The 12140-nt window shown below is 61.3% G+C and carries 13 protein-coding genes; 3 read left to right on the top strand and 10 right to left on the bottom strand.

Translation table 11 applies throughout. The annotated features are described in order from the left end of the window. The 5 genes from PMI16_RS06265 to PMI16_RS06245 all read right to left on the bottom strand — a co-directional run bounded on the left by PMI16_RS06265 (window position 1) and on the right by PMI16_RS06245 (window position 6003). Window positions 1-834: an alpha/beta hydrolase gene (locus tag PMI16_RS06265; RefSeq protein WP_007877567.1), complete on the bottom strand. Its 834-nt coding sequence runs from the start codon at window positions 832-834 to the stop codon at window positions 1-3. Continuing rightward, window positions 831-2126, bottom strand: coding sequence for an MASE1 domain-containing protein (locus tag PMI16_RS06260; protein WP_237719798.1), 1296 nt, complete (start codon window positions 2124-2126; stop codon window positions 831-833). The genes PMI16_RS06265 and PMI16_RS06260 overlap by 4 nt, the downstream gene beginning before the upstream one ends. Window positions 2127-2346: 220 nt before the next feature. Next, the gene (gene nadC / locus PMI16_RS06255; RefSeq protein WP_007877565.1) at window positions 2347-3234 is read right to left on the bottom strand and encodes a carboxylating nicotinate-nucleotide diphosphorylase; all 888 of its coding nucleotides are present in this window, start codon (window positions 3232-3234) and stop codon (window positions 2347-2349) included. Then, a complete protein-coding gene (gene nadA, locus PMI16_RS06250) occupies window positions 3231-4370 on the bottom strand; it encodes a quinolinate synthase NadA (protein WP_193365720.1) in 1140 nt (379 codons plus the stop codon). The genes nadC and nadA overlap by 4 nt, the downstream gene beginning before the upstream one ends. Window positions 4371-4404: 34 nt before the next feature. Continuing rightward, window positions 4405-6003, bottom strand: coding sequence for an ABC-F family ATPase (locus PMI16_RS06245; RefSeq protein ID WP_081493373.1), 1599 nt, complete (start codon window positions 6001-6003; stop codon window positions 4405-4407). Window positions 6004-6178: 175 nt separating this feature from the next. Between PMI16_RS06245 and PMI16_RS06240 the strand changes: the two genes are divergently transcribed. After that, window positions 6179-6784: a DUF1439 domain-containing protein gene (locus PMI16_RS06240; protein ID WP_007877561.1), complete on the top strand. Its 606-nt coding sequence runs from the start codon at window positions 6179-6181 to the stop codon at window positions 6782-6784. Here PMI16_RS06240 and ldcA read toward each other — a convergent pair. The 4 genes from ldcA to queE form a co-directional block, all read right to left on the bottom strand. Further along, entirely contained in the window at window positions 6771-7745 is a 975-nt protein-coding gene (gene ldcA / locus PMI16_RS06235) for a muramoyltetrapeptide carboxypeptidase (RefSeq protein WP_007877559.1), read from the bottom strand. The genes PMI16_RS06240 and ldcA overlap by 14 nt on opposite strands. Further along, window positions 7738-8280 carry a tRNA adenosine(34) deaminase TadA gene (gene tadA, locus PMI16_RS06230; RefSeq protein ID WP_007877558.1) on the bottom strand — a complete coding sequence of 181 codons (543 nt, stop codon included), beginning with the start codon at window positions 8278-8280 and terminating at the stop codon, window positions 7738-7740. Before tadA ends, ldcA begins: the two co-directional genes overlap by 8 nt. 19 nt (window positions 8281-8299) lie before the next feature. Then, window positions 8300-8746 carry a 6-carboxytetrahydropterin synthase QueD gene (queD, locus tag PMI16_RS06225; protein ID WP_007877557.1) on the bottom strand — a complete coding sequence of 149 codons (447 nt, stop codon included), beginning with the start codon at window positions 8744-8746 and terminating at the stop codon, window positions 8300-8302. A gap of 117 nt (window positions 8747-8863) precedes the next feature. Beyond that, entirely contained in the window at window positions 8864-9499 is a 636-nt protein-coding gene (gene queE / locus PMI16_RS06220) for a 7-carboxy-7-deazaguanine synthase (RefSeq protein ID WP_007877556.1), read from the bottom strand. Window positions 9500-9761: 262 nt separating this feature from the next. Here queE and PMI16_RS06215 point away from each other — a divergent pair, with 262 nt between their 5' ends. Both PMI16_RS06215 and PMI16_RS06210 read left to right on the top strand, forming a co-directional pair. After that, window positions 9762-11051 (top strand): type II toxin-antitoxin system HipA family toxin, encoded by a 1290-nt coding sequence (locus tag PMI16_RS06215; protein WP_007877555.1) that lies wholly within the window; start codon window positions 9762-9764, stop codon window positions 11049-11051. A gap of 33 nt (window positions 11052-11084) precedes the next feature. Continuing rightward, window positions 11085-11363, top strand: coding sequence for a helix-turn-helix domain-containing protein (locus tag PMI16_RS06210; protein WP_007877554.1), 279 nt, complete (start codon window positions 11085-11087; stop codon window positions 11361-11363). 134 nt (window positions 11364-11497) lie between these two features. Here the strand turns inward: PMI16_RS06210 and PMI16_RS25210 are convergent. Continuing rightward, the coding region (locus PMI16_RS25210; RefSeq protein WP_007877553.1) for a 2'-5' RNA ligase family protein at window positions 11498-12140 on the bottom strand (643 nt) is incomplete at its 5' end.

Genomic DNA, 12140 nt, shown 5'->3' with positions numbered 1-12140 from the left:
CTACGCGTTGTCGCTCTTCTCTGCTGCGGCAACGCCGCGCATGCGGTTGCGCGTGCGTTCCGGCATCGGCGGAAAACCGAAGAATTCCAGCACGCTGCTGGCGACCTGATCGCGGTCGTTGTCGACGCAAATCATGTGGTAGCTGTTTTCCAGCACGACGGTGCGCGCATCCGGAATCGTCGCTTGCAGATATTCCGCCGACCGCAAACTGGTCAGATCATCTTCGCGCGCATGCACGATCAAGGTCGGCGCCTTGATGTTGCGCGCAGCGGCGATGGCCCAGCTGCGCAGGCGATCCACCTGGCGCACGCAGGCCAGCGGCACCCAGCGATAGTGGAAGTTGTCGCCGCGCTCGAACTTGGCCTTGACCACCGCGCGCACCAGCGTGTTCTTGATGCCGTAGGGTTCGCCCTCTTCCACTTTCATGCGTGAAGCCATGCCAGGAATCAGGTAGCACAATCGCCGCACGCCGGCATACCACGGCGTCGACCAGCCGTCGATGTAGACCGGCGGCGCCAGCGTCACCAGCTTGCCTTGCATCGCCGTCTGCCCGACGCGCTCGCTCAGCACCAGCGCCAGCAAGGCGCCCATGCACATGCCCATGATATGCAACTGTTCATACTGCGGCTGCAATTGGCGATACTGCGCAACGACCAGGTCCATCCATTGCTCGGCGTGAACCGGAATAAGATCCTCCGGCCTGGTCCCGTGTCCGGGCAAGGTGACGGCATGGGTATCGGCGCCGGCTTTTTGCAGGATCTTGTGCAGCGATCCCAAGTCGTATTGCGTACCGCCCAATCCGTGAATCAAGATGACGCCGACCCGGGCAGTCATTTTTCGCTCCGGCCCTGCGCCAGATCCGCGGCATCGAAATGCCAGGTGCCGACGACCATCACGAGGCTGTCGTCGGGATCGCGCAGGCTGCGGCTCATGTCGGTCGCGCCGATGACGCGCCCGCCGGCCAGCAACAGGCGAAACGGCATGTCCGCGCGCGCATCGTCGCCATCCTCGGCATGCTCTTCCAGCCAGCGCTGACGCAGGCGATGCTGGTCCATCGGATGCACCAGTTTCAGCACCTCGTCCAGCGTGGCGAGCCGGTCCGGCGACAGGCCCAGCAAGCTCTGCGCATCGCCGCTCCAGGCGATGCTCTTCTTTTCGGGATTGATGCAATACACCAGTTGACGGCTCACCGTCAGCGCCAGCTCGACCTCGTTCTTCCAGCGCGCGACGTCCTCGTGCAACTGCTCGCGCGTGGTCTTCAAGGCGCTGATCAGCAACGACAGCAACGAGGCCACGGCCAGATACACCTGCAGCTCCAGCAAGGCGTTGCTGGAGTTCAGCTGCACCAGCTCGACGAACGGCCCGTAGCCCAGCGAGTTGTAGACGAACGCCATCAGCGACAACACCGCCACCGACAGCGCACCGCCGCGGCCGCCCCACAACAAGGCGACCAGTGCGATAAAAAACAGCGGCAGGTAAGTCGATGAAAAATCGATATCGAAAATGACGCGGTCAAGGTCGCTGTCGAAGGCGATGTAGCCGGTCGCGATGACGGCGATGAAAGCCGCCAGTCCCAGCAGGAATTCGGTGCGTGCAATCCCGCCCGAACGCGTCGCGCGAAATTGCGACCAGCTCGCCAGCACCGGCGTCATGATCAGGATGCCGACCAGATCGGACATTGCCCAGACGCGCAAGGTCGGCAAGAATGGCGTGTTTTGCGTCATCGCAAACCAGGCCGCGCCAAACAGTCCGCTGACCACGCTGGCGCCGACGCCGACCATCAGCAAGCCGCGCACGAAATACAAGCCCTCCATCGGGAAAGGCGCGCGCCTGACCAGCCATACCGCCACGGCGGCAACGCCGATTTCATCGAGGCAGAACAAGGCCATGCGCCAGAGCTCGCGATGCTCCAGCCAGCCGAGAAGAATCTGGGCGGCGAACAGCAGCACCAGCAGCGGAAACCAGCGCGCCGTCGGCGTCAGCAGCAAGGCGCTGACCGTGATCCCGGCCGGCAGCCAGATGTATCCCGTGGCGACGAAAGAGCCGTTCAACGCATGCGACACGAAGCCGAACACAAAGTACAGCACGGCCCACAGCAATGGAGCGACGAGATTGTTTGATTTCACGATGGATTCCCCGAGGATTGCCTGCCTGTTCTTGCACATTCCGGCATGGAATTGCGATGCAGCTTGCTTGCCGGGAACGACTGGATGGCGCATTTTAGCAGGCTCGCCGATACCTTCGACCAATGTAAAACAACCCGCCTGTTCCGAAGAAAATGCGGGTTGTTTCTGGAGTTGAAGCAGCCTTTTCAGCTCATGGCGTCACTCGGCCATTACCCAACCATTACTCAACGATACGCAGCGAATAATCGATCGCCTGGATGTCCTTGGTGAGACTGCCGACCGAAATGCGGTCCACGCCGGTTTCGGCGATGGCGCGCACGGTTTCCATGTTGATGCCGCCCGAGGCTTCCAGCACGGCGCGACGCGCGGTGATCATGACGGCTTCGCGCATCATGTCCAGCGTGAAGTTGTCCAGCAGGATCGAGGTCGCTCCCGCAGCCAGCGCTTCGCCCAGTTCATCGATGCTTTCGACTTCGACCTGGATGGTGACGCCGGCGTTGAGCTTGATGGCGGCGGTGACCGCCGCCGTGATGCCGCCCGCAGCAGCGATATGGTTTTCCTTGATCAGGATGCCGTCATACAGCGCCAGACGCTGGTTCATGCCGCCACCGACGCGCACCGCGTACTTCTGCGCCAGGCGCAAACCGGGCAAGGTTTTCCGCGTATCGAGGATGCGCGCGCGCGTGTCGCGAATCAGGTCGACATAACGGCGCGTCGCGGTCGACACGCCGGACAGCAGTTGCAGAAAATTCAGAGCGCCGCGTTCCGCCGTCAGCAAGGCGCGCGCCGGACCTTCGATGCGGCAGACTTCGTCGTTGGCTTGCATCAGATCGCCTTCGCCGAACTTCCACTCCACGCGCAGGCGCGGATCGAGACGCGCCATGACGGCTTCGAACCAGGGTGCGCCGCACAGCACGGCTTGTTCGCGCACGATGACGCGCGCCTTGACGTGTTCGTTTTCCGGCACCAGTTGACCTGTATGATCTCCGCTGCCCACATCTTCGGCAATGGCGAGGTTGACGTTGGCGTCGAACGCCGCCGACAAGGCCGGATCGAAAGGTGCAAACGGATTGCGCAGATTGCTGGTGTTGCTGACGGTGAGACTCATGCTGGGCCGATTCCTGCAAACAGTTTTTGTTCGTTTTCCAATGCCCCGGTCGGTCGGACATTGGCTTTCTTCTGCGCCGCGAAGTCCAGCATGCGGTCGATGCACACCACGGCCTTCTTGCCGATGGCAGGATCGACCTGGATTTCGTTGCTGCCGGTTTCCAGCACGTGCAGCAGGTTCTGCAAACCGTTCATGGCCATCCACGGGCAATGCGCGCAGCTCTTGCAGGTGGCGCTGTTGCCGGCGGTCGGCGCATCGATGAACACTTTACCCGGCGCGGCCATGCGCATCTTGTGCAGGATGCCGTTGTCGGTGGCGACGATGAATTCCTTCGCGTCCGACGATTGCACGGCCGCAATCAGTTGCGAAGTCGAGCCGATGACGTCGGCTTGCGCGACCACAGCTTCGGGCGACTCCGGATGGACCAGGATCAGCGCCTTGGGATGTTCCTTGCGCAGCAGTTCCAGCTCGACGCCCTTGAACTCGTCGTGCACCAGGCAGGATCCCTGCCACAGCAGCATGTCGGCGCCGGTTTGTTTCTGGATATAGCCGCCCAGATGCTTGTCGGGCGCCCACAGGATTTTCTTGCCCTGCTCATGCAGGTGCCTGACGATGTCGAGACCGATCGACGAGGTCACCATCCAGTCGGCGCGCGCTTTGACGGCGGCGCTGGTGTTGGCGTAGACCACCACGGTGCGATCGGGATGGGCGTCGCAGAAGGCGGTGAACTCGTCGGTCGGGCAGCCCAGATCGAGCGAGCAGGTCGCGTCGAGATCGGGCATGAGGATGCATTTTTCGGGACTGAGGATCTTGGCGGTTTCGCCCATGAAGCGCACGCCGGCGACGACCAGCGTCTGCGCCGCGTGATTGCGGCCGAAGCGCGCCATTTCCAGAGAATCGGAGACGCAGCCGCCGGTTTCTTCGGCGAGGTCTTGCAGGTCGCCATCAACATAGTAATGGGCGACCAGCACGGCGTTCTTTTCCTTCAGCAATTGCCTGATGCGCGCCTTCAACGCCTGGCGCTCATCCGCCGTCGGCGTGGCCGGGACCTTGGCCCACGCGTTGGCGGTGCAGCTGCTGCCTGTCTCCATCTGCGGCCGTTCAAATTCGACGACCTTCATTGCGGTTGCTTGCATGGCTTTTGTATGGCGCCGAAGCGCCTGAAAAGATTTACTCAATGCCCTGGCTGGCCAGATAGTCTTCGTAGCTGCCCTGGAAGTCGACGATCTCGTTTTCCTTCACTTCCAGAACGCGCGTCGCCAGCGACGAAACGAATTCACGGTCGTGCGACACGAAGATCAGTGTGCCGGCATATTTTTCAAGTGCGATATTGAGCGATTCGATCGACTCCATATCCATGTGGTTGGTCGGTTCGTCCATCAGCAGGACGTTGTGGCGGCCCAGCATCAGCTTGCCGTACATCATGCGGCCCTTCTCGCCGCCGGACAGCACCTGGACGGATTTCTTGACGTCGTCGCCGGAGAACAAGAGGCGGCCGAGGATGGAGCGCACGGCCTGATCGTCGTCGCCTTCCTGGGTCCATTGACCCATCCAGTCGGTCAGGGTCTCGCCCCTGGCGAATTCTTCGGTCGGATCCTGCGGCATGTAGCCGACGTTGGCGTTTTCCGCCCACTTGACCAGGCCGCTGTCCGGATGCAGGCCGGCGACGTCGCCGCCGATGCTGCGCAACAGCGTGGTCTTGCCGACGCCGTTGGCGCCGATGATGGCGATCTTTTCGCCGGCTTCAACCATGATGCTGAAGTTCTTGAAAATCGGACGGTCGTAGGTCTTGCTGATGCTTTGCGTTTCCACCGCCAGACGATGCAGCTTCTTCTCGCCGTCGAAACGGACGAAAGGATTGGCGCGGCTGGACGGCTTGATGTCTTCGACCTTGATCTTGTCGATCTGCTTGGCGCGCGACGTGGCCTGGCGCGCCTTGGATTTGTTGGCCGAAAAACGACGCACGAAGTCTTGCAGCTCGGCGACCTTTTCCTTGGCCTTGGCATTGACCGACAGTTGCTGCGCACGCGCTTGCGAAGACGCCAGCATGTATTCGTCGTAGTTGCCCGGATAGACTTTCAGCGTGCCGTAGTCCATGTCGGCCATGTGCGTACAGACCTGGTTCAGGAAGTGGCGATCATGGGAAATGATGATCATGGTGGAATTGCGCTCGTTGAGCATGTCTTCCAGCCAGCGGATGGTGTTGATGTCGAGGTTGTTGGTCGGTTCGTCGAGCAGCAGGATGTCCGGATTCGAGAACAGCGCCTGCGCCAGCAGGACGCGCAGCTTCCAGCCCGGCGCGACGTTGCTCATCGGGCCCTGGTGCTGTTCGATCGCCACGCCCACGCCCAGCAACAGCTCGCCGGCGCGCGCTTCGGCGGTGTAACCGTCGTATTCGGCGAACTTGGCTTCCAGGTCGGCGGCCTTCATGTAGTCGTCGTCGGTGGCTTCCGGATTGGCGTAAATCGCATCGCGCTCGGCCATCGCCGCCCACATTTCGGTATGGCCCATCATGACGACGTCCAGCACGCGCATTTCTTCGTAGGCGAACTGATCCTGGCGCAGCTTGCCCAGGCGCTCGTTGGTATCCAGGCTGACGTTGCCGGCCGATGCTTCGAGATCGCCGCCGAGGATTTTCATGAACGTCGACTTGCCGCAACCGTTGGCGCCGATCAGGCCATAGCGGTTGCCGTCGCCGAACTTGACGGAAATGTTTTCAAACAGCGGCTTCGGGCCGAACTGCATCGTGATGTTTGCTGTGGATAACACTGAAAAAAGCCTTTACGTATGGAAATTGCCTGAAGCCAGGTGTAAACGCGTGATTTTACCATTGCGGGCCGAGTCCCGCGCGACTCGGACTGACTGCCATGGGCGTGGGGGAAATGGTTTTGAATTATTTGCACGCAGCCGGGCTCTAAGAATTTTGGTGACAAATGGATAACTTATGCTCATGAAGACAACACGATCGCCGGCCCAAGCCCTGCGCCGCGCTTGCAGCGCCGCCGTCCTGGGATGCGCCGCACTGGCAGCAATTGCCACAACGGGCATCAGCCGGGCCGCCTACAACGTCTGGACCAACGAATACACCTTCCCGCGCGCCGACCTGCAGAGCGCCATCGCCACCCAGTTTCCGCGCAAGCTGCGCTACATGGAGATGTTCGACGTCAACCTGAGCAATCCGCGCCTGAGCCTGAACGAAAAGACCAATCGCCTGATCACCACCGTCGACGCCCAGATCGACAACAAATTGCTGATGAACAAACCCGTCACCGGCACGCTCTCGATGAGCAGCGCGCTCAAGTACGATACCGCGACACGCGCCGTCAGACTGGATGCGCCGGCGGTGGAAAAAGTCGACATCGCCGGCGTCCCGGCGCAATACGCGCCGCAGTTGAACGCCATCGGCAATGCCGCGGCGGAACAGGTGCTGAAGGATTATCCGGTCTACACCTTCAAACCGGAACAACTGGAAATGAACGGCAAGCGCTTCGAGCCCGGCGCCATCACGGTCCTGAGCGACGGCATCAAGGTGGAAATCAAACCCCAGTAAATGTTGCCGACGACAAGGTCGGATAGCCGCTGAGCGTCAACGCAAAACCTTCTTCATCGGCCTGCAGCTCGGCATGGCCGCCCACCGGCAGCGTCACGCGATCGGCAATGTGCCCGAACGGCAAGCCGGTCACCAGCGGCGCCGACAGGTGCTGGCGCGCATAGGCCAGCATCTGTTCGAAATCGTAGCCGTTGTCGTAGTCAGACAAACGATAATTGGAAAAATCACCGAGCAACACCGCCTTCTGCCGCGCCAGCACGCCGGCGTGCTCCAGCTGCAGCAACATGCGCTCGACGCGATATGGATGTTCGTTGACGTCTTCCACGAACAGAATGCCGCCGTCGACCTGCGGGAAATACGGCGTTCCCAGCAAGTGCACGATCATCGCCAGGTTGCCGCCCCACAGCATGCCCGACGCCTTGAGCGCGGGGTTGCCCGCGGACGCGGCCTTGATGATCTGGCTCGGCTGCGTCATGGTGCGCCAGAAGCTGTTCATGGTCATCGTGCTGGGCGTCTCGGTGCCGAAATCGCTGCACAGCATCGGACCAGCAAACCCGGGCGCGCCCGTCTGCGCCAGCAAGGCCAGATGCAAGGCGGTGATGTCGCTATAGCCGACGAACAGCTTGCCGCTGGCGGCCAGCGCGCGATAGTTCAGCGCCGGCAAAATGCGCGACATGCCGTAGGAGCCGCGCAAGGCCATGACGATCTGCACTTCCGGATCGGCTGCCGCCTGCTGGATGTGCGCGGCACGGCCGACGTCGGTGGCGCCGAAGCGTTGATGGCGCGCCGCGTGGTCGTAGTAGCTTTTGACTTTGCATCCCTGCGCTTCCAGCAAGGCGATGCCGCGGCCGACTGCGGCTTCGTCAGGGGCATAGCCGCCCGGCGCGACAATGGCGACGCAGGTGCCCGGCGGGATGCGGATGTCGGAGGGAAGCATGGATTCGGTCACGAATTCAGTCATTGAGTTCTTCATCGGTTAGCTGTGCATGGGCGACTGCCTGGCGCTGCAATCTCTCCTGCTTCAGGCGCTCGCGCCGTTCGGCAAAAAAATCCTTGAGCAACTGGCCGCAGGCGTCGGCCATGACGCCGCCGACCAACTCGGTGTGATGGTTCAGTTGTTCCTGTTCGAACAGGTTGACCACCGAACCGCCGGCGCCGGTCTTGGGATCGGCTGCGCCGAACACCACGCGCGCCAGCCTCGCATGCATCATGGCGCCGGCACACATGATGCACGGCTCCAGCGTGACGTACAACTCGCAACCGGGCAAACGATAGTTGCCAAGTTTCTCGGCGGCGGCGCGCAAGGCCATGATCTCGGCATGCGCGGTGGGATCGTGCTGGCCGATCGGCTGGTTGAAACCGGTCGCGATGACTTCGCCGTCTTTCACCACCACGGCGCCCACCGGCACTTCGCCCAGGTCCCAGGCGTGTTGCGCCTGGGACAAGGCTAGGCGCATGTGCTGTAGCTCAATGGCGTCATTCATGGCGTCATTCATGGCGGCAGTCCGTTTGAAGTCAGTCCGCGGTAATCTCGGCCCAGCAATTGGGCGTCTCGTGCAGCACCAGTTTTTGCAAATGCAGACCCGTGCCGTAGGCGTCCTTGTAGGCGGCATTGAGGATGTCGAACGCCGTGCGCGCCAGGTTTTCCACGGTAGGAATGCGATCGATCACGACGGTCTTGTGATCCGGCAGGCTGGCCAGGAAGTCGCGCACCGGCTTGTCCTTTTCATATACCAGGAAAGCGTGGTCCCAGACATCGACCAGATGCTGTTTGGCCAGTGTCTTGATGTCGGAAAAATCCATGATCATGCCGTTGTCGGAGCTGCCTTCGACGTCGATGACCTTGCCGACCAGCGTGATTTCCAGCGTATAGCGATGGCCGTGCAGGTTGCGGCACTGGCTCTTGTGGTCGGGGATGCGGTGGCCGGCATCGAATTCGAGTTTACGGGTAATGGTCAGCATGAATGCTCGGTAGTGTTGAAAACGGGGTCAGATTGTAAACAAACGCCTGGCACGACGGTGTCGCCGTCGGCTATAGCGGGTATTGGTTTGCAGTGTAAGCCAACGGTAGCGGCACGATCAGGGAATCTGCAGCAGCTTGTGGGTCTGGATGCTCAGCTTCCACTTGGGATTGGCCTTCACCAGTTCGATCGCCATCTTGGTGTTGCGTGCGGCATCGGGGCCATCCATCGGCTGCAGCAGGAAGTGTTCGAAGTCCAGTTTTTCATAATCGGACAACACCTGCGCCTGCTGCGGAATCACCACCTTGAGTTCGCTGCCTTTGAACACCTTCAGCTCGGAACCCATCTTCGGGCTCACGCAAATCCAGTCGACGCCTTGCGGGACCGGGATCGTTCCGTTGGTTTCAATCGCGATCTCGAAACCGACCGCATGCATGCTGGCGATCAGCGCCTGGTCCAGCTGCAGCAAAGGTTCGCCGCCGGTGAACACGACATACTTGCTGGCGGCATAGGTCGCCGGCCAGAGATTGTCGATGGTCTGCGCCAGTTCGTCGCTGGTCTTGAACTTGCCGCCGCCCTCGCCGTCCGTGCCGACGAAATCGGTGTCGCAGAACTGGCAAATCGCCTTGCTGCGGTCTTCCTCGCGGCCGCTCCACAGGTTGCAACCGCTGAAACGGCAAAACACCGCTGGACGGCCGGCATGCGTACCCTCGCCTTGCAAGGTATAGAAAATTTCTTTGATGCTGTAAGTCACAATGATAGGAAGCGCTGGCGGCTTGGGTGCCGCGGGTTTCGGAGTTTGCCTGAGCGGCAGTCACAGAGCCTGCTGCTCCGGTTTTCCGTAAAGCGGCATTATAGCCTGTCCGGCGCGCAAGCCGCTGGGAAAGGAGCATGGAGGCAACCTGCCGCCTCTTGGGGTCAAACAACAACACTCAACTTAGACATTCTTTATTGCGGCAGAAAAATATCACTATAATGAGTAAATATTTACACATTAATACAGTTTTTCTGCCTTTATGCAAAATTATTGCACGATAGAACTATTCGCCGGCAATCGCTGGGTCGAAGCCGCCAATGTCAGCCTGACGGGCGATGCCGCCCTGGGGACGCTTGCGCCGACCTCGAGCGGATACGGCCTGGAATATGCCGTCGCCTGGCAGAATCGGCGCGATGCGCATGCGCTGAGCAGCGGTTTTCCCGTGTCGCTTACCGGGCTGGACTTGCGACACTGGCCGGTGTTCCTGATCGACATGCTGCCGCAGGGCTACGGCCGGCAAGAATTGCTGCGTCGCCTGGACATGCCCGAAACGACCGAAGCGGCGGGCGACTGGCCGCTGCTGCTGGCCGGCGCCGGCAACCCGATCGGCAATCTGCGCGTCAAGGAAGCGGCACAATGGCTGCAACAGCAAGACGGCCCCTTGCACGGTTTCACCGATGAAGATGTCGCCATGCGCGCCGACGATTTCACGGAATATCTGGCACGGCACGGCCTGTTCGTCGCGGGTTCGTCCGGCGTGCAAGGCGAATGGCCGAAGATCCTGCTCACCCGCGCCGACGACGGCTTGCTTTACCTCGACCATGCGCTGCCAGATGAACGCGCGCGCGAACACTACATCGTCAAATTCGGCCGCGGGCCCAATGAGCGACTGGCGCAAATCCTGCGGCAGGAAGCGCCTTACATGGAAATTGCGCGCCATCTCGGTTTACGCGTGCATGCAAAGCTGTGGATGCTGGATCGCGCCCTGTTCATCCCGCGTTTCGATCGCCGTGTCGACAACGGCAAGGTAATGCGCGTGGCGCAGGAAAGCCTGGCGACGCTCACCGACAAGCCAGGTTTCGGCCAGGTGCCCACGCACGATGAGGCTTGCCTGAAGTTGTGCGAAGTCGCCTCCGATCCGTTGGCGGAGGTTTGCGAATACCTGCGCCGCGATGTCGCCAATATTGCGCTGGCCAACAAGGACAATCACGCCCGCAATACCGCCATTGCACGAGATGAGGTCGGCCACGTCGCCCTGACGCCGCTGTTCGATTTTGCGCCGATGTATCTGCACCCGGACGGCATCTCGCGCCGCATACGCTGGTCGCAGCACGACAACGGAAGCCCGGACTGGCAAGCCGTCATCGACATGGTGGCGGAGCAAACCGGTTTGCCGCGCACGCCTCTGCTGGAGACCTTGCAAGCCATGGCCGCGCCACTGCGGGAGGTCGCCGATCATGGCGGCGATTTCGGTTTGGAAAATGACGTGCTGGCCTACTTGCAGCTCCCCTTGCGTACGCATGCGGAACGGCTGCTGGCCTTGCACTGACCGATTGCACTGAACCGCAGAGATGACATCATCATGGATAAACGTTTCAATCCCATCCCGATACAAGAACAGGTACACCTGCGCAAGCAGGCTGTCGAGGAAGTGCTCGCCCATCCGGACTGGAACCTGGGCGAAGCGGCACGCCACTTGCGCACCACCATGCGCCTGACCATCAAGGAGATGGCCAAGGTGACCGGCCTGTCGGAGCGCACCCTGCGCGACATCGAAAGCGGCCGCTCCGGCGGCACCATCGCCACGGCGGAAAAATTGCTGGGGCTGGTCGGCTTGCGGCTATCGATCCGCCGCAAATAGTACGCCGGTGCCGCCATCAGCCGTTCGCTGCGGCGCCCGATTGGCCACGCCGAGCAAAACGCTGCCTGGAGGCAGCGCCATCATCGTATTCGCGGCATTTCAGGCCATCGCGGGCTGCCGCTATTCAGCAGCGATCAGGCGCTGAGTACCCAGGTCCGCACGACCTCGTGCCGCGAGAGTCCGATATGGCTTTTGACGAGCGCGAATTCGGCAATCTGAAAGCCGACGGGATCGATGACAATACGCTCCACGCGATGGCGCGGATCGTAGCCAAGGGTCATGTGCGGCTCATAGGCGCGCGGCGGGCTAAAACCATGTTCGGCCAGTGCGCAACCGAGCTCCGTGCGCAGCTCCCGTACGCCATTGAGGCCATCGCCTCCGAGCAGTACAAACGGCCCGCTGGGCGCCGAGAATGTCACGGCGGCATCGAAACGGGCATCGATGGCAGGAAAACGAACTGCATCGGCTGCGCGGCATGCAGCCTCCACCACCTTCGCGTCGCTGTCGTGTCCGACCAGTTCCAGGGTGATGTGGAGCCGCTCGGGTCCGACACGTTTACCGGTAACGCCATGGGATGCCAATAGTCTTTGGGCACATGCATCGAGACGGGCTGCATCCGCAGCATCGGGACGCAAAGCGAAGAACCAGGTGTGCTGCGGCGGCGCCACCGATGGGCGTGGACGAGACTGACGCAGACGCGCTGCAGGTACGGGTAACTCTCCAAACAGATCCTGTTCAGCCATGGCTCGCAACCCTAAGCAGCGGCAGGCGCCGCGT

The sequence above is a fragment of the Herbaspirillum sp. CF444 genome (genome assembly GCF_000282135.1).
Lineage (GTDB): Bacteria > Pseudomonadota > Gammaproteobacteria > Burkholderiales > Burkholderiaceae_D > Herbaspirillum.
This window is presented reverse-complemented; position numbering and strand designations above follow the sequence as displayed.

Excerpts from the sequence above, each read along its gene's own strand:
- PMI16_RS06265 (WP_007877567.1), bottom strand. The coding sequence starts at position 834 with ATGACTGCCCGGGTCGGCGTCATCTTGATTCACGGATTGGGCGGTACG.
- nadC (WP_007877565.1), bottom strand. The coding sequence starts at position 3,234 with ATGAGTCTCACCGTCAGCAACACCAGCAATCTGCGCAATCCGTTTGCA.
- nadA (WP_193365720.1), bottom strand. The coding sequence starts at position 4,370 with ATGCAAGCAACCGCAATGAAGGTCGTCGAATTTGAACGGCCGCAGATG.
- PMI16_RS06240 (WP_007877561.1), top strand. The coding sequence starts at position 6,179 with ATGCTCATGAAGACAACACGATCGCCGGCCCAAGCCCTGCGCCGCGCT.
- ldcA (WP_007877559.1), bottom strand. The coding sequence starts at position 7,745 with ATGACTGAATTCGTGACCGAATCCATGCTTCCCTCCGACATCCGCATC.
- tadA (WP_007877558.1), bottom strand. The coding sequence starts at position 8,280 with ATGAATGACGCCATGAATGACGCCATTGAGCTACAGCACATGCGCCTA.
- queD (WP_007877557.1), bottom strand. The coding sequence starts at position 8,746 with ATGCTGACCATTACCCGTAAACTCGAATTCGATGCCGGCCACCGCATC.
- PMI16_RS06215 (WP_007877555.1), top strand. The coding sequence starts at position 9,762 with ATGCAAAATTATTGCACGATAGAACTATTCGCCGGCAATCGCTGGGTC.
- PMI16_RS06210 (WP_007877554.1), top strand. The coding sequence starts at position 11,085 with ATGGATAAACGTTTCAATCCCATCCCGATACAAGAACAGGTACACCTG.